The 19,817-nt window shown below is 64.9% G+C and carries 12 protein-coding genes; 5 read left to right on the top strand and 7 right to left on the bottom strand.

Annotated elements, in window-relative coordinates; genetic code table 11:
• Positions 1 to 170 precede the first annotated feature (170 nt).
• Positions 171 to 956 (top strand): glycosyltransferase family 2 protein, encoded by a 786-nt coding sequence (locus CUJ91_RS05160; RefSeq protein WP_006048348.1) that lies wholly within the window; start codon positions 171 to 173, stop codon positions 954 to 956.
• Between the two features lie 13 nt (positions 957 to 969).
• On the opposite strand, the gene dnaE is transcribed toward CUJ91_RS05160, so the two are convergent.
• Complete coding sequence (gene dnaE / locus CUJ91_RS05155; protein WP_006048349.1) at positions 970 to 4,560, bottom strand: DNA polymerase III subunit alpha; 3,591 nt, start codon at positions 4,558 to 4,560, stop codon at positions 970 to 972.
• A gap of 402 nt (positions 4,561 to 4,962) precedes the next feature.
• Between dnaE and CUJ91_RS05150 the strand changes: the two genes are divergently transcribed.
• Both CUJ91_RS05150 and gluQRS read left to right on the top strand, forming a co-directional pair.
• Positions 4,963 to 5,826 carry a sulfurtransferase gene (locus CUJ91_RS05150; RefSeq protein WP_114156683.1) on the top strand — a complete coding sequence of 288 codons (864 nt, stop codon included), beginning with the start codon at positions 4,963 to 4,965 and terminating at the stop codon, positions 5,824 to 5,826.
• Positions 5,827 to 5,901: 75 nt separating this feature from the next.
• Positions 5,902 to 6,801, top strand: coding sequence for a tRNA glutamyl-Q(34) synthetase GluQRS (gene gluQRS, locus CUJ91_RS05145; protein WP_114155967.1), 900 nt, complete (start codon positions 5,902 to 5,904; stop codon positions 6,799 to 6,801).
• A 133-nt stretch (positions 6,802 to 6,934) separates the two neighbouring features.
• Here the strand turns inward: gluQRS and CUJ91_RS05140 are convergent, their stop codons facing one another.
• The 6 genes from CUJ91_RS05140 to purT form a co-directional block, all read right to left on the bottom strand.
• Positions 6,935 to 8,416 carry a DEAD/DEAH box helicase gene (locus CUJ91_RS05140; RefSeq protein WP_006048352.1) on the bottom strand — a complete coding sequence of 494 codons (1,482 nt, stop codon included), beginning with the start codon at positions 8,414 to 8,416 and terminating at the stop codon, positions 6,935 to 6,937.
• 505 nt (positions 8,417 to 8,921) lie between these two features.
• Positions 8,922 to 10,358 carry an aldehyde dehydrogenase family protein gene (locus CUJ91_RS05130; protein ID WP_114155966.1) on the bottom strand — a complete coding sequence of 479 codons (1,437 nt, stop codon included), beginning with the start codon at positions 10,356 to 10,358 and terminating at the stop codon, positions 8,922 to 8,924.
• 76 nt (positions 10,359 to 10,434) lie between these two features.
• The gene (locus CUJ91_RS05125; protein WP_114155965.1) at positions 10,435 to 12,087 is read right to left on the bottom strand and encodes an acetolactate synthase large subunit; all 1,653 of its coding nucleotides are present in this window, start codon (positions 12,085 to 12,087) and stop codon (positions 10,435 to 10,437) included.
• A 282-nt stretch (positions 12,088 to 12,369) separates the two neighbouring features.
• The gene (locus tag CUJ91_RS05120) at positions 12,370 to 12,726 is read right to left on the bottom strand and encodes an MliC family protein (RefSeq protein WP_029969966.1); all 357 of its coding nucleotides are present in this window, start codon (positions 12,724 to 12,726) and stop codon (positions 12,370 to 12,372) included.
• A gap of 22 nt (positions 12,727 to 12,748) precedes the next feature.
• A complete protein-coding gene (locus tag CUJ91_RS05115) occupies positions 12,749 to 12,997 on the bottom strand; it encodes a DUF6726 family protein (protein WP_029969968.1) in 249 nt (82 codons plus the stop codon).
• 86 nt (positions 12,998 to 13,083) lie between these two features.
• Positions 13,084 to 14,307 carry a formate-dependent phosphoribosylglycinamide formyltransferase gene (gene purT / locus CUJ91_RS05110; RefSeq protein WP_053857747.1) on the bottom strand — a complete coding sequence of 408 codons (1,224 nt, stop codon included), beginning with the start codon at positions 14,305 to 14,307 and terminating at the stop codon, positions 13,084 to 13,086.
• A gap of 257 nt (positions 14,308 to 14,564) precedes the next feature.
• Here purT and CUJ91_RS05105 point away from each other — a divergent pair, with 257 nt between their 5' ends.
• On the top strand, positions 14,565 to 15,113 hold the full coding sequence (locus CUJ91_RS05105; protein ID WP_006048358.1) for an META domain-containing protein: 549 nt from the start codon (positions 14,565 to 14,567) through the stop codon (positions 15,111 to 15,113).
• Positions 15,114 to 15,283: 170 nt separating this feature from the next.
• Positions 15,284 to 19,777, top strand: a complete 4,494-nt coding sequence (locus tag CUJ91_RS05100) for a DNA translocase FtsK (RefSeq protein ID WP_114155964.1) — start codon at positions 15,284 to 15,286, stop codon at positions 19,775 to 19,777.
• Positions 19,778 to 19,817: the final 40 nt, after the last annotated feature.

Raw genomic sequence — 19,817 nt, 5'->3', positions numbered from 1 at the left:
AAGCAGCATTGTAAACGGTTGGTGTGGACGCTCGGCCGACGTTTTTGGGGGGTTGCGCCGCTTGCCGAAGCATCGTATTGCCCGGGTATACTTGCGCGGCCCGTTGCGCCTCACCGCGCGATCCCTTGCGTCGCTCCGCCTTCACGCCACTCGCCATCACCACTTCAGGTATGCAAGAAACTACCCTCGGCGTCGCCATCATCACTAAAAACGCGGCGGCGCGGCTCGCCGAATGCCTGCGGTCCGTGGCCTTTGCGGACCAGATTGTCGTGATCGACGGCGGCAGCGTCGACGGCACTGCCGACATTGCCCGCGCGCACGGCGCCCAGGTGATCGAACAGACCGACTGGCCAGGCTTCGGCCCGCAAAAGAACCGCGCGGTGAACGCGCTCAACACCGCCTGGATTCTCTCGCTCGACGCCGACGAGATCGTTTCGCCGGAGCTTGCCGCGTCGATCCGCGCGGCGCTCGCGGCACCCGCCGCCGACGTCTATGCGGTAGACCGTTTGTCGAGTTTTTGCGGGCACTGGATTCATCACAGCGGCTGGTATCCGGACTGGATTCCGCGCCTCTTCAAGCGCGGCGCCGCGCGTTTCTCGGACGACCTCGTTCACGAACGGCTTGTCTTCGACACGCCCGCGCAACGCCTCACCGGCAAGCTGATGCACTACTCGTACGAGGACTTCGAGTCCGTGCTGCGCAAACTCGATGCCTATTCGAGCGCCGGCGCGCTGCAGCGTCATGCGGCGGGCCAGCGCGGCAGCTTCGGCAAGGCGCTTGGCCGCGGCGCGTGGGCCTTTGTGCGGACTTACCTGTTGCGCCGAGGCTTTCTGGACGGCCGCGCCGGCTTCATGATCGCGATGTTCAACGCGGAGACGGTGTACTACCGGTTTCTGAAGCTTGCGCGACTCGGGGAAGCGTCGCGCTCGAAGCCGGGCTCACAGCAACGCCCGTAGCAGCGACACACCCTTAATACACAATCTCGATCGCGCTGCCGGCGAACTGGCCGCGCAGATCGGCCAGCAATTCGTCGGTCGGCTTCACGCGCCAGGCGTCGCCAAGACGCATTTCGCCCTCGGCATTCTCGCTTCGATACACGATCTGAACCGCGAGCCCGTTCGGGATTTGCACCGGCTGACGCTGGCGTCCGTTGTCGCCGCCGTAGCCGCCACCGAAGCCGCCGCTACCGCCATTGCGCCCGCCGCCGTTGCCGCGCGCCGAAGCCGCGGGTGCCGGCGCCGCCTGCGGCTCATCCTTGCCCGCGCTATGCGCTTCGAGCACGCGCCGCAGCGCCAGCGCGTCGGCGTTGCCGTTCATCTTCACTTTCACGGCTTCCGCGTAACGGCAGCGTGCGCGGCCGAGGTCCATGACCGTATCCACCGTGAAGCGGATGCCGCCCGTGAACGCGTCGTTGCGCGCCTGGCCCTGGACGACCAGCAGTTCGTCTTCCTTGAAGAGTTGCTTGTTCGCCTCGAAAGTCTCGTTGAACACCGTCACTTCGCATTGACCGGTGCCGTCGTCGAGCAGCGCGATCAGCATCTTGCCGCGCTGGGTCATCTGCGTGCGCAGCGACGCGATGATGCCCGCGACCAGCTTGTCGCGTCCTTCTTTCAATTCGCCGATCTTCTGCCGCACGAAGCGCCGCACTTCGTCCTTGTAGGCGTCGAACAGATGGCCCGACAGATAAAAGCCGAGTGCGGCCTTCTCTTCCTGGAGCTTCTTCTTTTCCGGCCACTCGGGTTCGTCGACGAGTTCGTGGCCTTGCGACGGCGCATCGCCCATATCGAACAAACCGGCCTGCAACGCATTCGCGCTCGCCTGCTCTGCGGCTTCCATCGCGAGCGAAACGGACGCGATGAGTTGCGCGCGATTCTGATGCAGAGTATCGAACGCGCCCGCGCGAATCAGCGCTTCGACCGTGCGGCGATTAACCACGCGACGGTCGATCCGGTTGCAGAAATCGAAGATGTCGATAAACGGACCGTCTTCGCGCGCGCGCAAAATTTCTTCGATCGCATTCTGCCCGCTGCCCTTGATCGCACCCAGGCCGTAGCGGATGGTTTTCGAGCGCTTGCCGTCAGGCTCCGCAACCGGCTCGAAGCGATACGCCGACAGGTTGATGTCCGGCGGCAGCACCGTCATCTTGTTCGTGATGCAGTCTTCGAACAGGATCTTGACCTTGTCCGTGTCGTCCATCGCGAGCGACATATTCGCCGCCATGAATTCCGCCGGATGATGCGCCTTGAGCCACGCGGTGTAATACGCGAGCAACGCATACGCGGCCGCGTGCGACTTGTTGAAGCCGTAGCCCGCGAACTTCTCCATCAAGTCGAAAATTTCGTCGGCCTTCTCGCCGGTCAGGCCATTCTTCGCGGCGCCCTGGCGGAACAACTCGCGATGCTGGGCCATTTCCTCGGCCTTCTTCTTGCCCATCGCGCGACGCAGCAAGTCCGCGCCGCCGAGCGAGTAGCCGCCGATGATCTGCGCCATCTGCATCACCTGCTCCTGGTAGACCATGATGCCGTAGGTCTCTTTCAGAACAGGTTCGACGCGCGGGTCCGGATACTCGACCACTTCGCGCCCGTGCTTACGCGCGCAGAAGCTCGGGATCAGGTCCATCGGCCCCGGACGATACAGCGCGACGAGCGCGATGATGTCTTCGAAACGGTCGGGCTGCGCGTCCTTCAGCATGCCCTGCATGCCGCGGCTTTCCAGCTGGAACACGGCGACCGTATTCGCTTTCTTGAGAATCGAGAACGACGCGGGATCGTCGAGCGGCACTTGCGCGAGCGACCAGTCTTTCTTCGACGGATCGAGACGGCGGATATAGCGCTCGGCCCAGTCGAGAATCGTGAGCGTGGTCAGGCCCAAGAAGTCGAACTTGACGAGGCCGACGGCTTCGACGTCGTCCTTGTCGTACTGGCTCACGACGCCGCTTTCGTCGCCCTGCGTGTACAGCGGACAAAAATCGGTGAGCTTGCCGGGCGCGATCAGCACGCCGCCCGCATGCATGCCGACGTTACGCGTGAGACCTTCGACGCGTTGCGCGAGCTCGAGCAACTGATGCACTTCGTCTTCGTTGTCGAAGCGCTCCTGCAAGAGCGGCTCTTCCTTCATCGCGTCGGCAATCGTGACGTGCTTGCCCGGCTTGAACGGGATCAGCTTGGCGATGCCGTCCGTGAACATATAGCCGAGATCGAGCACGCGGCCGATGTCGCGCACCGCCGCCTTCGCCGCCATCGTGCCGAAGGTCGCGATCTGCGAGACGGCGTCCGCGCCGTACTTCTCCTTCACGTACTGGATCACGCGGTCGCGGCCGTGCTGGCAGAAGTCGATGTCGAAGTCGGGCATCGACACACGTTCCGGGTTCAGGAAACGTTCGAACAGCAGGTTGTAGCGCAGCGGATCGAGGTCGGTCACGCCGAGCGCGTACGCGACGAGCGAGCCCGCGCCCGAACCCCGGCCCGGCCCCACCGGTACGCCGTTGTTCTTTGCCCAGTTGATGAAGTCCGCGACGATCAGGAAGTAGCCCGGAAAGCCCATCTTGATGATCGTGCCGCACTCGAATTCGAGCCGCTGGTAATACGTGTCGCGCTGCGCGGCGCGCTCGGCTTCATCGGGGTACAACTGCTCGAGACGCTTTTCCAGGCCCTCTTTCGACAGATGCACGAGGTAGTCGTCGAGCGACATGCCGTCGGGCGTCGGAAAGAGCGGCAGTTTCGGCTTGCCGAGTTCGAGTGTGAGATTGCAGCGCTTCGCGATCTCCACCGTATTGGCGAGCGCCGACGGAATGTCCGCGAACAGCGCGGTCATTTCGTCTTGCGTGCGGAAATACTGCTCGGGCGTAAAGCGCTTCTGACGCCGCGGATTCGCGAGGATGTCGCCTTCGGAAATACACACGCGCGCTTCGTGCGCGGTGAAATCATCGGGCGTCATGAACTGCATCGGGTGCGTGGCGACCACCGGCAGTTTCAGCGACGCCGCGAGCGCGACCGCCTGCTGCACGTACTGCTCGCCGCCCGGCTGACCGCAGCGCTGCAACTCGATATAGAAACCGCCCGGAAACACCTTCGCCCAGTGCAGCGCGTTGCGCTTGGCCGCCTCCTGATTGCCGGCGGCAAGTGCCAAGCCGATGTCGCCCTGCTGCGCGCCCGACAACGCAAGCAAGCCTTCGCCGAGGCCGGATTCCAACCAGCCGGCCTCGATTTCCGCGCGTCCGCGATACTGGTTCGTGAGCGAAGCCTTGCTTAGCAACTCGCACAGATTCAGATAGCCGCGCCGGTCTTTCACCAGTAGCAACAGGCGCGAAGGCTTGTCGCGGTCGTCGGGATTCGTGATCCAGACGTCGCAGCCGGCAATGGGTTTGACCCCTTTGCCGCGCGCTTCCTTGTAGAAACGAACGAGACCGAACGCGTTGCCGAGGTCGGTGAGAGCGAGCGCGCCCTGGCCGTCTTTGGCGGCCGCCTTGACGACGTCGTCAAGACGCACGATGCCGTCGGCGATCGAGAATTCGGAGTGGACGCGGAGATGGACGAAGCGGGGATCTGACATGGGCGACATTGTAACCCCAGCCTCCCGGAGATTTCAGCCGCAAAACCGCGCGTTAGCCATCCGGCCTAAGACGCTGCCGCGAGAGCCGCGGGCGTCGACAGTTTCCAGGCTTTTCTGCGCGTCGCTTTGTTCGCGCGGCGGCATCGTGCAGCGACATACAGGCGCGTAAGTTTGGCCGGCGTTTGCGCCAACGCAAGCGGCTGGCCGTTTGGCCGAATCGGGGAAAGCGCCGGCTTGAGGGATAATATGGGTTTCGCCTATCCGACGTGGCTGCGGCGCAAGGCATTCAAACGCTCTGACGCGTTCGAGTGCATCCAACAGGCTTTCGGGCTCGCGAGGCATGCGCGCCGCCCGCGGTCGCACCGCGCGCCCGCCTGGCCCCACGCCGCCACTTATTACCGCTGGACACCCATGAGTATCGTCAATCTCGCCGCGTATCATTTCGCGACCATCGAAGACACCGCCGCCTGGCGCCCGCACGTCACCGAGCGCTGCAATGCGCTCGGCTTGCGCGGCACTATTCTGCTCGCGCCCGAAGGCATCAACCTGTTCGTCGCGGGCACGCGCGAGAACACGGACGCCTTTATCGACTACATCCGTCACGATCCGCTGTTCGAAGGCAAGTTCGCGAACCTGCAGTTCAAGGAAAGTCTGTCGGACAAGCAGCCGTTCACGCGCATGCTCGTCAAGCTCAAGCGCGAAATCATCACGATGAAGAAGCCGGCCATTCGCCCGGAACTCGGCCGCGCGCCGTTCGTCGACGCCTCCACGCTGAGGACATGGCTCGACCGCGGTCACGACGACCAGGGCCGTCCCGTCGTCATGCTCGACACGCGTAACGCGTTCGAAGTGGATGTCGGCACCTTCGACAATGCGCTCGACTATCGCATCACCAAGTTCAGCGAATTCCCGGAAGTGATCGAGCAGAATCGCGCGGACCTGGAAGGCAAGACGGTCGTATCGTTCTGCACGGGCGGCATTCGCTGCGAGAAGGCCGCGATCCATATGAAAGAGGTCGGCATCGAGCACGTGTATCAGCTCGAAGGCGGCATCCTCAAATATTTCGAGGAAGTGGGCGGCGCGCATTATCACGGCGACTGCTTCGTGTTCGATTACCGCACGGCCCTCAATCCGCAGCTCGAGCCGACCGCGACCGCGCAGTGCTTCGGCTGCCGCGCGGTGGTGACGCCCGAAGAGCAGAAATCGCCGATGTATGTGGCGGGCAAGACGTGTCCGCACTGCCATCCGGATAGCAAGGCGGCTCGCGCGGCTTAAGCGGCTTGGGCGCGGCGGCGTTTTTCGCCGGCCGCTTCTCACGGCGCACGGAATCAATCTCCAACGCATCGATTCATGACCTATCGCGGACGCTTCGCGCCCTCGCCTACCGGACCACTGCACTTCGGCTCGCTGGTGAGCGCGCTCGCAAGCTGGCTCGACGCGCGCGCGCATCGCGGCGCATGGCTCGTTCGCGTCGAAGATATTGACGGCCCGCGCACGGCGCCGGGCGCCGCGCAGGACATTCTCGCCACACTCGAGCGCTTCGGCATGCGCACCGACGAGCCGCCCGTCTGGCAAAGCACCCGCATGGCGCGTTACAGCCAAGCGCTGGAACAGTTGAAGGCGGACGGCTTCGTCTATCCGTGCGGCTGTACGCGCAAGGAAATCGCCGACTCGCTGCTGCATGCGCATGCGCGCAACACGACGCTCGCCTATCCCGGCACGTGCCGCAACGGCCTGCACGGCAAGCCGGCGCGCGCGTGGCGGCTGCGCGTGCCGGACGGCGACGCGGCTGTCATCACATTCGAAGATCGCTGGCAGGGCAGGCAGACGCAGAATCTCGCCACGGAAGTGGGCGATTTCGTGCTGCGACGCGCGGACGACCAGTGGGCGTATCAACTGGCCGTCGTTGTCGACGACGCCGACGCGGGCATCACGCACATTGTGCGAGGCGCGGATCTGATGGATTCCACGGCGCGGCAGATTTACCTTCAGCAATGCCTCGGCGTGCCGACGCCCCGCTACCTGCATGTACCGGTAGTGACGAACGAGCACGGTGAAAAGCTGAGCAAGCAGAACGGAGCGACCGCGCTCGACTGCGACAAGCCGCTCGAAGCGCTGAATGCGGCGGCAACGCACCTGGGATTGAATCTGGAGGATGGCGGCGCGAGCGGCTCAGTGCACGCCACGCTGGATGATTTCTACGCCGCAGCTACTGCGGCATGGTCGAAGAAAATGCGCTTGACGGTGTGATATGGCGCGTGGCTGTTTTACGGCCAACTAACGCGCCTGGCAATGCTTGCGCCGTGGTTAAGCGGCTTGGCGCGAAATCTTGGGACGGTGCGGCTCAGGGCGAGCCCGCACGACGAGCCCGCAACAACCAACCTTACGACGACGACTTCCGCGGCATGCCAAACCCGCCCAGCAACGCCGCGAGCGGCTGCTTCGAAGACGGCTTCTGCGGCGCGGACCCTGCGGCCTCGGCCTCTTCCACCTTGCGAACCGAAGCGGGCGACGGCTCGTAAGGCTTCAGGAAAAAATCGTCCACGGGCTGCGCGCGGTGATGATGCGGCCGGTCGTACGAACCCGACGGCGCACCCGAACGGCGGCGAGCGCCCCGCTCTTCACGACCCTCACGGCCCTCGCGACCTTCGCTGCGCTCACGGCGCGGCGCGCGCTCTTCGTGATGATGACGCACAGGCGTGTCCACGGTCAGACGCAGCACCTCGAGCGGACGCTTAATGAGCTTCTCGATGTCCGCCAGTTGCTTGCGCTCGTTCGGGCTGCACAGCGACAACGCGTCGCCGGAAGCGCCCGCGCGGCCCGTGCGGCCGATGCGGTGCACATAGTCTTCCGCGTTGAACGGCAAGTCGAAGTTGATCACGGCCGGCAATTCGGCGATGTCCAGACCGCGCGCGGCGACGTCCGTTGCGACCAGCGCCTCGATCTCGCCGCGCTTGAACGCGTCGAGCGCCTGCATACGCTCGTTCTGCGTTCGGTCGCCGTGAATCGCGGTCGCGACGACGCCGTCGCGCTCCAGGCTGCGCGCAAGACGGCTCGCGCCGATCTTGCTGTTGCAGAACACGATCACCTGCTTGAGGCTGCGCTCGCGGATCAACTGGACGACGGCGCCGGTCTTGTCGCCCTCGGCCACTTCATAGACGATCTGCGTGACATTGGTTGCCGTCGAGTTGCTGCGCGCGACTTCGATGGTTTGCGGATCGCGCAGATACGTGGCCGCCAGCTTCTTGATTTCGCCGGAGAATGTGGCCGAAAACAGCAGCGTCTGACGCTCTTTCGGCAGCAGATTCAGAATGCGCTGCAAGTCCGGCAGGAAGCCCATGTCGAGCATCCGGTCGGCTTCGTCGAGCACGAGGATCTGCACCTGGCCCAGATTGGCGGTTTTCTGCTGCACGTGATCGAGCAGACGGCCCGGCGTGGCGATCAGAATTTCGACGCCGCGGCGCAACTGCTCGGACTGCGGGTTCATGTCCACGCCGCCGAACACCACGGCGCTGCGCAGCGCCGTGTGCTTCGCATACGACTGGACGTTCGCGGCAACCTGGTCGGCCAGTTCGCGGGTCGGCGTGAGGATCAGCGCGCGCACCGGATGGCGCGCGGGCGACGCGCTCGTGCTTGCCTGCGGCAACAGGCGCTGGATGATCGGCAGCGAAAAACTCGCGGTCTTGCCGGTGCCGGTTTGCGCGGCGCCCATGACGTCGCGGCCTGCCAGCACAACAGGAATGGCCTGCGCCTGAATCGGCGTGGGCGTGGTGTAGCCCGATTCCTTGACTGCTTTCAGGATGTCGGGCGCGAGACCGAATTGGTCAAAAGTCGCAGTGCTGGGCGTGACGGCTGTGTCGGACATGGTGGCTTTCGCTAAAAATGCGCTTGGCGCGTGCGCGCGGCAGCGGTCGGAACCGCAGAAGGCATCAGGATGAAGGCGGAGCCACGGCGTTCCGCACGGACCCGTCGCTATTGCGGGAAAGGATGCGGCCGGCTCCGGCCGGCGGAATACCCGCCGGAAAGGCCGGTATTGTAGCACTTCAGCAAAAACACTCATGGCGCATGCGGCGGCTTTCTGCTTGTGCGGCGACGGCACGGCGCCGCATCCCGGCGCGCGCCGCCGTGCGCCTCGCCCAGCGTAGTGCGTTGAAACGACAGTCGCATGACAGAGCGAAAAAGCGGTTTTGCGGGACCGTGCTGCTGTCGTCGCAGCAGGTCCACGCAGACGCAGCGTCGAGCGACACCTTGGCCGCCGCTATTCGGCCCATTTTGCGGCCGCTACAGGCAATCGCGTGCATTGCCGCTGCGCGCGCCGCCCGTGAATCTCGCCGCCTCGCCAACTCTCATGCTTCGCCAACTCTCGCGCCTCACCACGTCTCGCGCATCACCATCAGACGCAGCTCGGTCATGTCCTCGATCGCGTAGCGCACGCCCTCGCGCCCGAGCCCCGAGTCCTTCACGCCGCCATAAGGCATGTTGTCGACGCGGAACGACGGCACGTCGTTGATCACGACGCCGCCCACTTCCAGTTCGTCCCACGCGCGGTGCGCGTGCGCGAGCGAATCGGTGAAGACGCCCGCCTGCAGGCCGAAGTCGCTGTCGTTGACGGTCGCGAGCGCCGCGCCGAAATCGTCGAAACGCTCCAGAATGGCGACCGGCCCGAACGCTTCCTTGCGATACAGGTCGGTGTCGCGCTTCACGCCTTCGAGCAGCGTCGCCTCGAACATCGCGCCTTCCACCTTTCCGCCCGCGACGATTTTCGCTCCCGCCTGCACCGCGCTTTCCATCCAGCCGGCGAGGCGCTTCGATTCCGATTCGGAGATCATCGGCCCGACGAAGGTCTTTTCGTCCTTCGGATCGCCCATCACGAGCGACTTGGTTTTAGCGATCAGCTTTTCGCGCAGCGCATCGTAGAGGCTCGCGTGCACGAGAATGCGCTGCACGCCGATACAGCTTTGCCCCGACTGATAGAACGCGCCGAACGCGAGCCGGTCGACCACGTAGTCGAGCTTGCCGCCCTGATCGCCGTCGACGATCGCGGCTGCGTTGCCGCCCAGTTCGAGAATCACCTTCTTCTTGCCGGCCTTTTTCTTCAGATCCCAGCCCACCGCCGGCGAGCCGGTGAACGACAGCAGCTTGAAGCGTTCGTCGGTGGTGAAGAGATCGGCGCCGTCGCGATGCGCGGGAAGAATCGAGAACGCGCCCTTCGGCAAGTCCGTTTCCGCGAGAATCTCGCCCATGATCAGCGCGCCGACCGGCGTGCGGCTCGCCGGCTTCAGCACGAACGGCACGCCCGCGGCGATGGCCGGCGCGACTTTGTGCGCGGTCAGATTCAGCGGAAAATTGAACGGCGAGATAAACGAGCACGGGCCGATCGGCACGCGCTTCACATAGCCGTGATAGCCGTTGGCGCGCGGCGAAATCTGCAGATTCACGATCTCGCCGCCGATGCGCACGGCTTCCTCGGCCGCGACCTTGAACGTGTCGATCAGCCGAGTAACCTCGCCCTTCGAATCGTTGATCGGCTTGCCCGCCTCGATGCACAGCGCGAGCGCCAGTTCGTCGTAACGTTCGCGAAAGCGCTTCACGCAATGTTCCAGCACCGCCTGGCGCTTGAACGGCGGGAACGCGCGCAGCGCGGGCATCGCATCGACCGCGAAGCCGATCGCCTTGTCGATCGCGGCCGCGTCGGCCATCGCGACGCGCGTCGCGACTTCGCCGCTGAATTTGTCGGTGACTTCGAGATCCGTATTCGCAGCCACCGCTTCGTTCGCGAGGTAGTACGGGTAGGTCTTGTTCAACATCACGCGTTCTCCTTCCGATAGATGACAGCGGCAACTCGGGCCTTCTTGCACGAGCAGGAGCCCGAACCGGCGCCGCTCACAATTGCGCGGACAGCCGCTTGATCTCGCGGTTCAGCACGCGCTCGTTATCCGAATAGTCAATGGGCAGGTCGATCACATGCACGCCCGGCGTCGCGAAACACTCGCGCAGCAAGGGCGCGAACTGCTCCGCCGATTCGATCCGATGCCCCTTCGCGCCATAGCTCTGCGCATACGCGACGAAGTCCGGATTCGTCAGCGTCATGCCGTAGTCGGGGAAGTTCATGTTCTCCTGCTTCCAGCGGATCATGCCGAACGCGTCGTCGCGCAAAATCAGGATCACAAGATCGAGCTTCAGACGCACGGCCGTTTCCAGTTCCTGCGAGTTCATCATGAAGCCGCCGTCGCCGCACACGGCCATGACCTTGCGCTCGGGATGCACGATCTTGGTGGCGATGGCCGACGGCAAGCCCGCGCCCATCGAGGCCAGCGCGTTATCGAGCAACAGCGAATTCGGTTCGTGCGCGCGGTAATAGCGCGCGAACCAGATCTTGTACATGCCGTTGTCCAGACACACGATGCCGTCCACCGGCGTGGTCTCGTACACGTCGTTGACCACGCGCACCGGATACATCGGAAAGCGGTCGTCGTGCTGGCCTTTCACCAGATGCGCCTCGAAATGCTCCTTGATCTCCTTGAAGCGCGTGAAGTCCCAATGCTCCTGACGCTCCTTGAGGCTTTCCTTCAGTTGCCACACCGCGTTGGCGATGTCGCCGACCACCTCGATCTGCGGGAAGTACACCGTGTCCACTTCCGCGCCGAGGAAGTTCACATGAATCACCGTTTTCTCGCCGGCCTCGCCGCTGCGCATGAAGAACGGCGGCTTCTCGATCACGTCATGCCCGACGTTGATGATGCAGTCGGCGTGATCGATCGCGCGATGCACGAAGTCGCCATCGGACAAGGTCGCGTTGCCGAGCCACATCGGATGCGATTCGTCGATCACGCCCTTGCCCATCTGGGTGGTGAAAAACGGAATGCCGGTCTGGTCGACGAATTCGCGCAGCATCTTCGTCGTGGTCTTGCGATTGCCGCCCGCGCCGATCATCAGCAACGGATGCTTCGCTTTCGTGATCGCCTCGACCGCGCGCGCGACCGCTTTTTCCTCCGCGACCGGACGCCGGCTGTAGCTCTTCGGAATCGGCTTGCCGTCGCCTTCCTCATGCGCGACGTCCTCGGGCAGTTCGAGATGCGTGGCGCCGGGGCGTTCTTCTTCCGCCTGCCGGACGGCTTCGCGCACGGCCGCCGGAATATTCGCGATCGACACGATCTGACGCGTGTATTTGGTGAGCGGCTCCATCATCCGCACGACGTCGACGATCTGAAAATGGCCCTGCTTGCTCGACTTGATCGGCTTCTGGCCGGTCACCATCAGCATCGGCATGCCGCCCAGTTGCGCGTACGCGGCCGCGGTCACGAAGTTGGTGGCGCCAGGGCCGAGCGTCGCGAGACAGACGCCCGTGCGGCCCGTCAGGCGTCCATAGGTCGCGGCCATGAAGCCCGCCGCCTGTTCGTGACGCGTCAGGATCAAACGGATTTTCGAGCGGCGCAGCGATTCTAGGAGATCGAGATTCTCTTCACCGGGGATGCCGAACACGTACTCGACACCTTCGGCTTGCAGCGATTTGACGAACAGGTCCGATGCTTTCATGGAGGGTCTCGCTTGATGGTACGGACGCGGACGTAAAGCCGGGCCGTGGGTGAGCGGAAACGGACTTTCGGAGACTCGGGGCGACTGCAAAAGACGGTGATGATCGCGACGACGGCGACCGTCGCGGCGACGCGCCGAAGGTCACGCCGGACAGCTTACTACTCAGGGGGAAATGATGCGCGCACGCTGGCAATGCTGCGTGGCTGAAGAAAGAAACAGGCGGCTTCGACGCGCCGCTCGATGATGTCGAGCGGGCGCGTTCAGCCGAAGCTCACCCTAAGCTCAGCGATTGAGCGTAATACAGTCGGACAAAACCGGCGTTGCGTCCTCGCCGGCCATGACGTCGTAGAGATCGGCGCGCGGGCCCTTGGTCCACCACGTATAGCTGCCGGCCTGATATTTCACGCCCGACGCCGCTATCGTGTTGACGAACAGCAGTTGCTTGCCCTTCACCGGCACGAGCGCGAAGCTCTGGCCATTGGCCGTGTTCCAGTAAGTGACGTGCAGAATCTTGCCGGTCGCGCACGTGTATTTGCGCGTCTGGCGGCTTTTGGCCTGAACCTCGTCGAGTTGCGAGGGCGCGGCGAACGTATAGCCGCAGATCGCCGCGAGGCTCACTGCAAGCAGCGTTTTTTTCATTGGATGCCCCGGTCGTTGCGGATCAAGGGTCGATGACATCGGCGCAGGCGTCGGTCGGTGCGGCGGCTACGTGTCCGACCACCGGCACGATCTTCAGCCCCGCCGACGCAATGCGGCACGGCGCGGCCGCGAGTCCGCAGCCCGTCAATCCGGCGCACAGCGCGAGCAGCACGCCGAGAGAACCAAGCGTGCGGACAGAGCCGGCCGCGGTGCGCCGCGTTGCCACGCGCGCCGCTTCGTAACTGGATTCCTGCGGGGATTCCTGCGACATACCTACCTCGACTTCAATGAACCCGCGATTCGTTCGATGGGCTCGGATCATTCACACCAGCTTTGCGGACATAAGCCCGGCGCACATCATCGCGCGGATTTCGCCGACACCGGACGCACCGCCGCCGCCGCCTCTTTCGCACGCGAGCGTGCTTCGCCGATGTTCTCGCCGGTCGCGAGCGCAACGCCCATGCGGCGCTTGACGAAACTCTCCGGCTTGCCGAAGAGACGCAAGTCCGCATTCGGCACGGCAAGCGCGGCGGCGACGCCTTCGAATGCAATGCCGGCCTCGTCGAGTCCGCCGTAAATCACGGCCGACGCACCCGGCGCACGCAACGACGTGTCCACCGGCAAACCGAGAATCGCGCGCGCGTGCAGTTCGAATTCCGAAAAGCGTTGCGAGCACAACGTGACGAGGCCTGTGTCGTGCGGACGCGGACTGACTTCCGAGAACCATACGTCATCGCCGCGCACGAAAAGTTCCACGCCGAAGAGTCCCCGCCCGCCGAGCGCGGCCGTGACCTTGTGCGCGACTTCGCGCGAACGCTCGAGCGCGAGCGGGCTCATCGGCTGCGGCTGCCACGATTCGACGTAATCGCCCGCGACCTGCACATGGCCGATCGGATCGCAGAAATACGTGGCGACCTCACCGTTCGACGGATCGACCGCGCGCACGGTCAACTGCGTGATCTCGTACTCGAAGTCGATAAAGCCTTCGACGATCACGCGCCCGTGATTCACGCGGCCGCCGGCCATCGCGTATTGCCAGGCCGGTTCGACGTCCGCGTCGCTGCGCAGTACCGATTGCCCTTTACCCGACGACGACATGACCGGCTTCACGACGCACGGATAACCGACTTTCGCGATGCCCGCGCGCAGTTCATCGAGCGAATCGGCGAATGCATACGGCGAGGTCGGCAAGCCCAGTTCCTCGGCGGCGAGGCGCCGGATGCCTTCGCGGTTCATCGTGAGTTGCGTGGCGCGCGCGGTCGGGATCACTTCGGCGATGCCGTCGGTTTCGATTGCGGCCAGCGCGTCTGTCGCGATCGCCTCGATTTCCGGCACGATCAAATGCGGACGCTCCTGTTCGACAAGTGCGCGCAGCGCGGCGCGGTCGGTCATGTCGATCACGTGCGAGCGATGCGCGACCTGATGCCCCGGCGCATTCGGATAACGGTCGACGGCAATCACTTCGACGCCCAGCCGTTGCAGCGCGATGATCACCTCCTTGCCGAGTTCGCCCGCGCCGAGCAGCATGACGCGCGTGGCGGATTCAGAAAGGGGCGTGCCGATCCGTTGGCCGATCTGCATGAGGTCTCCAGATAAAAGTCAGATGAGGGTGGGATTGGGTGGAACACGATGTTAACATGCGGACCCCTCGCCGCGGCTTGCTCGCGGCGGCCGGTTTTAATCCGCACGCGAAGCGCAACGGGTCGCTACATGACGCCGCACGGCACGGCGCGGCGCACGCAGGCAGCGCCTAGTCAGTTCGCGCCAATGTCCACGAGCGCGCCGCGTGCCGAGTGCGTTACCCTTACGCCTTTGCCAGTTTGAAGAGGAACGACGCCATGCAACCACGCTTGTCCACGCGACGTCTTGCGCGCATCGCCCCTTACGCGCGCACGGCCCTCGCCGCGTTGAGCGTCGCGGCGCTGCTCGGCGCATGCGCGATTCCGAAACATCCGGATTCGGAAGCAGCCGCGCCTGACCCGTTCAACCCCGCCGCGACGCAATTGCTCGATGACACGAGCTGGACGCTCACTGCATGGAAGCAGTCGGACGGCACGGCGCGCACGGTTCCGTTCGCGAACCTCGGCACGCCGATCACGCTCACGCTTTCGACCGCCGGAGGCCAGCGGCACGCGAGCGGCTTTTCCGGCTGTAACCGCTATATGGGCTCGTACGCGCTGAAGGACGGCAAGCTCTCGTTCGGCACACTCGGCGGCACGCGCATGGCCTGCGCGACGCCGGGCGGACAGATCGAAAGCACTTATCTGAACGCGCTCACGCATATCGCGCGAACCGGCGTGCAGATGCGCGCGCCGCAGCAGATGCAGCTCGTGCTCGACAACGGCGATACGCTGGTGTTCGAGCGCAGCGGCAGTAGTGACAAATAAGCGGGAAATAGTGGCGAAGCGAACGGCGCGTGAGTTCGAGTTGTCCGGCGCGCCGCCCGCTTTGCACGAGGACGCAGGCATACTTGCGTCCGCCTTCGAAGCGTTGCGCTTCGCCGGTTTAAACTCGACGGATTGCGTTTTTGCCAATCCGTCATTCGTCGATGTCTAGTATGCACACGGTAGTTTTCGGCTGGTTCGGCGGGTCGGCCGTCTGGTTCATTCCTCTCATCTGGCGGCTCATCAAGTCGATGTTGCCGGGCGGCGCGGGCTTGCGCGGCCCCGGCACGATCCGGCTATGGCTCGGCTTCATCTGTGCGATGGTGGCGAGCTGCACGCTCGAGGCGTCGCTGATCGGCGCGGCCGGTATGAACGCGATCGGTCACGCGCTCGCGGCGGGCTTCGGCCATCTGCTCGGGCATATCGGCACGCCGCTCGCGGCGCTCGCGCTCTTGGTCGTCAGCCTGCCGTGGCTGATCGGCTTTCACTGGAGCGAGTTCCTCGCGTGGGCGGACGGCGCGTTCGGCCTCGGCCTCGCGTCGCGCGGTCTTGCGAAACGCGACGACGAAGCGCGCCGCCATCGCGCGCTCGACGACGGTGCGCCGCCGCACATCTCCAGTTCGATGAACACGATGGCGCCAAAAAGCAAGGGGCGCTACGCGCGGCCGACCGTGTGGCGGCCGCCTGTCAAGGGACGGGTTGCGGGCGGTGCGGCTGTCGGCGGTGCGGGTTCTGTGGCGGCTGGACCGGCTGCTGGCCGGGACGCGGGGATGCGTGCGGCTGCGCAAGGGTGGCGTGGCGGGCAAGGTGTGACGCGCGGTCAGGCTGCGCCGGTTGAGCCGGTGTTGCGGACTGGTAGTGCGGCGCCGGTGCGGCAGGCGTCGGGGCAGACGCCGGTGTCTGGGTCTGGCGCTGGGAAATCGGCGTGGTCGCCGGCTGAGCCGGTTGCGCCCGCTGGGTGGTTGCGGGAGGGGAGTCCGCGGTCGGGGGCGGGTGGTGCGGGTTCGGTTGGGAAGGTCGGCGTTGGTGGTGTTGGTGGCGTCGGTGGGGCTGCGTCGTCGGCCGTTGGCCGCGCGGCTCGCGAGCCTGCAAGCGGTGGATCGTTGCTTAACGGAGCCGCCGCTGGTGTTTCAGGTGCAGGCGCGACTGCCGCCTACGGTGCGTCGAGTCTTGCCGCCCGCGCGGGAACAGCAGCCGACGCGACGCCGACTGGCGTGGACGTCACTGGACGTCCTATAGCGAACCGAACCGCCGCACCGCTCAATCGCGCGGTATTGCCGGCGCAGGGGTTGTCGTCGGCTGCGCGCGTGGAGGATGCCGCGACGGCCTCGGGCGTGCGCCGTCCGTCGTCGACGGCGCCGGCCTTTACGAGGCCGATGGCCGCCGCCGAAAAAGTCACGCCGCCCGCCAGCGTCCAGGAGACGCTGCGCAGCATCGCGGAAAACGCCGCACGTTGGACGGATATGGCCGGCGTCAGCCTCGCGCGCAGTAGCGGCGCGGAAGGCGCGAAAATCGCGGGTGTGAATGTAGCGTCGAAGGGGCTGACGGGCGCGGGTTTGGTGGGCGCGGCGAGCGAGGCGGCTTCGGGAGGCGGCGGGGTCGCTTTGGGAGGTGGCGGAGCTGCTGCAGATTCACAAGGCAGCGGAGTCGAAGCCACTTTGGCACGCGCCGGAGTCCAGGCTGCTTCACGAGGCACCAGCGTCGATGCCGGTTTGGTAGGCGGCGGAGTCGCGGCCGATTCACAAAGCAACGGAGTCGATGCCACTTTGGCACGCAGCGGAGTCGACGCTGGTTCACCACGCGCCGAAGTCGACGCCGCTTTGGGACGTGCGGGAGTCGACGCGCCGTTCTCTGACGCGCACGCCCTTTCGCGCCACGCTGCGGAATCCGCATCTTCAACGAGCGATGCGTCGCATCAGCAGTCCGATCGCAGTGTCGAAGACGCTTCTATCGCGCCGACCGTTCAATCGGCATCGCCTACGCCCGCAGAAACGTCGCCGGAAACGGCTGTCGAAACGCCGACTCGCGCGCCGTGGACTGAAACGCAGCCCTCTGCTGCGGCCAGTCCCGAGCCAGTCGTGCAATGGCCGATCGAACCGCCTGGCATTCAAACACCGGCTGGCGCACTGACCGACCAAGCTGTACCTTCCGCGCCCGCGTTCCAGCAGGCAGCGTCTATCACGCCAGCGACACAGCCCGCAGCAGAAGCGCCCGCGCGGACAGCAGTGGCTGAACCGTCATCTGCTTTTGCATCGACGGTCGCCCCGCCGGTTGCGCCAACGACGCACGTCGCCCCGCCGCTTGCTCGCACGCCGTTCGGAATCTTCGCGAGCCGGTTGCAGCAAACGGATGCGCCGTCGCAGACGCCGCCGTGGGAACAGGAGGTGCACTCTTCGACGGAAGAACGGGAAGAGGACGCGCAAGAAGACACGCACGGTATAGCAAGCGCAAACGCGAGCACGGACACCAACCCCGACACGAACCCGGACCGCGATCCGCAACGCGAACTACCCGCTGCGCCGCCTGCGGACGACGCACGGTTCATCGCATCAGACAACGGTTCGTCGCTGCCGCATGCCGCAAGTGCAAGTGCAAGTGCAAGCAAAGACGCAGCGGCAGGCGCAGCCACGCCGTCGTCGTCGGCCGATAGGGACGCGCTCGCGTCCCCTGCTCTCTCGCACGTCGAACCGAGGCTCGCTGATGTCGACAGCCCGCAAGTAGCCGAGCTCGCCGCCGCACCCGAGCAAACCATCGCACCGCCGGCATCATCGAACGTCGTGCGCTTCCCGGGTCTCGCGACGCCGATGCAAGCGCAGACGGAGGCACATGCACCGACGCACGCCGCGCCGGTCCAGCACAATAGCGTCACTGCGCCGCCGCCCGCTGCACTCGTTCAGCCGACGCCTGGCCAAAGTCATGGCCTCTTGGCACCGCTCGCTCAAGCGAACGCTGAGCGCGAGCCGACGCCCGCCCAAAATCCGGGCCTCTTGGCATCGTCCGCTCAGGCTCACGCTCAAGCTCAAGCTCAAGCGAACACCGAATTCCAGCCGACGCCGCCCCAAAACCCAAGCCTCTCCGCACCACCCGCTGAGGCGCCGGCCCAGCCAACCACCGAACCCCAACGCACGCCCCTGCGCGGCCACGGTCCAACCAACGGCTTCGAATTCCACGCGCCGGCTGCGTCGATGGTCGAACTGCCCACGCTCGACCTGCTCGCGCCCGCGGACACCCACATCGAACCCGTCTCCGAGGAAAAGCTCATCGAGACGGGCCTACTGATCGAGCAACGACTGCAGGAATTCAAGGTGCCGGTCACGGTGGTCGGCGCATCGGCCGGTCCCGTGATTACGCGCTTCGAAGTGGAACCTGCGCTCGGCGTGCGCGGCAGCCAGATCGTCGGTCTGATGAAGGACCTGTCGCGCGGTCTGGGGCTCACGTCGATCCGCGTCGTCGAAACGATTCCCGGCAAGACCTGCATGGGGCTCGAGTTGCCGAACGCGAAGCGCCAGACGATCCGCCTGTCCGAGATTCTCGAAGCGAGCGTCTATCAGAATTCGCACTCGCAACTGACGCTCGCGATGGGCAAGGACATCACCGGCCATCCGGTCGTCGCCGATCTCGCGAAAGCGCCGCACATGCTGGTCGCGGGCACGACGGGTTCGGGCAAGTCGGTCGCGATCAACGCGATGATCTGCTCGCTGCTCTTCAAGGCGACGCCCGAGGAAGTGCGCCTCATCATGATCGACCCGAAGATGCTCGAGCTGTCGGTCTACGAAGGCATTCCGCATCTGCTCGCGCCCGTCGTCACCGACATGAAGCTCGCCGCCAATGCGCTGAACTGGTGCGTCGGCGAAATGGAGAAGCGTTATCGGCTAATGTCCGCAGTCGGCGTGAGAAATCTCCCTGGCTTCAATCAGAAAATTCGCGACACCGAAGCGAAAGGCAAGAAGCTCGGCAATCCGTTTTCGCTGACGCCCGAAGCGCCCGAGCCGCTCGCGCCGCTGCCGCTGATCGTCGTCGTGATCGACGAGCTTGCGGACCTCATGATGGTGGCGGGCAAGAAGATCGAGGAACTGATCGCGCGGCTCGCGCAGAAGGCGCGCGCGGCCGGCATCCATCTGATTCTGGCGACGCAGCGGCCGTCCGTCGACGTCATCACCGGGCTCATCAAGGCGAACATTCCGACGCGCGTCGCGTTCCAGGTGTCGTCGAAGATCGACTCGCGCACGATTCTCGACCAGATGGGCGCGGAGTCGCTGCTCGGCCAGGGCGACATGCTGTTCCTGCCGCCGGGCACGGGCTATCCGCAGCGCGTGCACGGCGCGTTCGTCGCGGACGAGGAAGTGCATGCGATCGTCGAATATCTGAAGCAGTTCGGCGAGCCGCAATACGAGGAAGGCATTCTCGACGGCCCTGCGACCGACGGCGGCGCGGCGCAGGACCTGTTCGGCGACTCGCCGGATGCGGAAGCCGATCCGCTTTACGACGAAGCGGTCGCGTTCGTGGTGCGCACGCGGCGCGCGTCGATTTCGTCGGTACAGCGGCAGTTGCGCATCGGCTATAACCGTGCGGCGCGTCTTGTCGAACAGATGGAGACGGCCGGGCTCGTGTCGGCGATGGGCATCAACGGCAGCCGCGAAGTGCTCGCGCCCGGGCCGGCGGAATAGCGCGCAGACCGCCGGCAAATTGCCGGCAGCAACCATGCGC

Origin of the sequence: Paraburkholderia graminis, from assembly GCF_003330785.1 — a bacterium.
Taxonomy (GTDB): domain Bacteria; phylum Pseudomonadota; class Gammaproteobacteria; order Burkholderiales; family Burkholderiaceae; genus Paraburkholderia; species Paraburkholderia graminis.
The sequence above is the reverse complement of the archived record's forward strand: the minus strand, read 5'-3'. Positions and strand labels throughout refer to the sequence as shown.

Bases quoted from the DNA above. Each gene is read 5' to 3' on its own strand.
- CUJ91_RS05160 (WP_006048348.1), top strand. From the start codon at position 171: ATGCAAGAAACTACCCTCGGCGTCGCCATCATCACTAAAAACGCGGCG.
- dnaE (WP_006048349.1), bottom strand. From the start codon at position 4,560: ATGTCGCCCATGTCAGATCCCCGCTTCGTCCATCTCCGCGTCCACTCC.
- CUJ91_RS05150 (WP_114156683.1), top strand. From the start codon at position 4,963: ATGAGTATCGTCAATCTCGCCGCGTATCATTTCGCGACCATCGAAGAC.
- gluQRS (WP_114155967.1), top strand. From the start codon at position 5,902: ATGACCTATCGCGGACGCTTCGCGCCCTCGCCTACCGGACCACTGCAC.
- CUJ91_RS05140 (WP_006048352.1), bottom strand. From the start codon at position 8,416: ATGTCCGACACAGCCGTCACGCCCAGCACTGCGACTTTTGACCAATTC.
- CUJ91_RS05130 (WP_114155966.1), bottom strand. From the start codon at position 10,358: ATGTTGAACAAGACCTACCCGTACTACCTCGCGAACGAAGCGGTGGCT.
- CUJ91_RS05125 (WP_114155965.1), bottom strand. From the start codon at position 12,087: ATGAAAGCATCGGACCTGTTCGTCAAATCGCTGCAAGCCGAAGGTGTC.
- CUJ91_RS05120 (WP_029969966.1), bottom strand. From the start codon at position 12,726: ATGAAAAAAACGCTGCTTGCAGTGAGCCTCGCGGCGATCTGCGGCTAT.
- CUJ91_RS05115 (WP_029969968.1), bottom strand. From the start codon at position 12,997: ATGTCGCAGGAATCCCCGCAGGAATCCAGTTACGAAGCGGCGCGCGTG.
- purT (WP_053857747.1), bottom strand. From the start codon at position 14,307: ATGCAGATCGGCCAACGGATCGGCACGCCCCTTTCTGAATCCGCCACG.
- CUJ91_RS05105 (WP_006048358.1), top strand. From the start codon at position 14,565: ATGCAACCACGCTTGTCCACGCGACGTCTTGCGCGCATCGCCCCTTAC.
- CUJ91_RS05100 (WP_114155964.1), top strand. From the start codon at position 15,284: ATGCACACGGTAGTTTTCGGCTGGTTCGGCGGGTCGGCCGTCTGGTTC.